Annotated in this window: 1 protein-coding gene; it reads right to left on the bottom strand. The window is 69.8% G+C overall.

Annotated features, from left to right (window positions below; genetic code table 11):
• Positions 1–48: 48 nt before the first annotated feature.
• A complete protein-coding gene (locus GYH36_RS19050; protein WP_162290695.1) occupies positions 49–1,293 on the bottom strand; it encodes an IS256 family transposase in 1,245 nt (414 codons plus the stop codon).
• Positions 1,294–1,411: the final 118 nt, after the last annotated feature.

Genomic DNA, 1,411 nt, shown 5'->3' with positions numbered 1-1,411 from the left:
CGGTCAAGTCCCAGGGAGTGGTGTAGCGGCTGGTGATCCTTCGCGGGGTTAGGCGGTGAGTTCGAGGACGGGGTCGGTGTCTACCTCCGTTGCGGTGTTGGTCACGGTGGTCAGGCGGCAGCGGGCCAGGACTTCGAGGCCGAGGTAGCGGCGGCCTTCGGCCCATTCGTCGGTCTGCTCGGCCAGGACGGCGCCCACGAGGCGGACGATGGCGTCGCGGCTGGGGAAGATGCCGACGGCGTCGGTGCGGCGGCGGATCTCCTTGTCCAGCCGTTCGGAGGGGTTGTTGGACCAGATCTGGGACCAGACGTCCTTCGGGAAGGCGGTGAACGCCAGGATGTCGGCGCGGGCGGCGTCCAGGTGTTCGGCCACCGCCGGGAGCTTGGCGGCCACGTAGTCCAGCAGTCGGTCGAACTGGGCACCCACGGCGGCGGCGTCGGGCTGGTCGTAGACCGAGTGCAGCATGGCCTTGACGGCGGGCCACATGCTCTTGGGGCAGATGCTCATGAGGTTCGCGGCGTAGTGGGTACGGCAGCGCTGCCACACCGCTCCGGGCAGGTTCGCGGCGATGGCCTCGACCAGGCCGGCGTGCGCGTCACTGGTGACCAGGCGCACCCCGGCCAGGCCGCGGGCCACGAGATCGGCGAAGAACTCGTTCCACGCCGCCCCGGTCTCGGCCGTGGCCACGCGCATGCCCAGGACCTCGCGATGCCCGTCGCCGTTGACTCCGGTCGCCACCAGGACCACGGTGTTGATCACCCGGCCGGCTTCGCGGACCTTCATCGTCAACGCGTCGGCGGCGACGAACGTGAACGGGCCCGCGTCGCCCAGCGGCCGGTGGCGGAAGGCCTCGACCTGCTCGTCGAGCTCGGCCGCCATCCGGGACACCTGTGACTTCGACAGGGCGTTGATGCCGAGGGTCTTGACCAGCTTGTCCATCCGGCGGGTGGAGACCCCGGCGAGGTAGCAGTCGGCCACGACCGTGATCAGGGACTCTGCTCGCTTGCGCCGCTCCAGCAGCCACTCGGGGAAGTAGGTGCCCGTGCGCAGCTTGGGGACCGCGACGTCGATCGTGCCCACCCGGGTGTCCAGGTCGCGGTGCCGGTAGCCGTTGCGCTGGGACGTGCGCGTGGCCGAGCGCTGGCCCCACTCGGCGCCCACCACCGCGTCCGCATCGGCCGACAGCAGCGCGTTGATCACCGTCTGCAGCAGCGACCGCATCAGGTCCGGGGACGCCTCGGCCAGAGCCTCGCCAAGCAGGCCGGCAGGGTCGACAATGTGGGGTGCGGTCATCGTGATGCTCCGTTCGAGAGTGCTGCGGAAGGTTCACTCGAAGGATCACGCGGTGACCGCTCCACGTCTACGGCGACGAGTTCGGCAACCGCGCTACACCACTATCGGGGACTCAACT

This window comes from Cellulosimicrobium composti (genome assembly GCF_010287905.1).
GTDB lineage: Bacteria > Actinomycetota > Actinomycetes > Actinomycetales > Cellulomonadaceae > Cellulosimicrobium > Cellulosimicrobium composti.
The sequence above is the reverse complement of the archived record's forward strand: the minus strand, read 5'-3'. Positions and strand labels throughout refer to the sequence as shown.

Bases quoted from the DNA above. Each gene is read 5' to 3' on its own strand.
- GYH36_RS19050 (WP_162290695.1), bottom strand. From the start codon at position 1,293: ATGACCGCACCCCACATTGTCGACCCTGCCGGCCTGCTTGGCGAGGCT.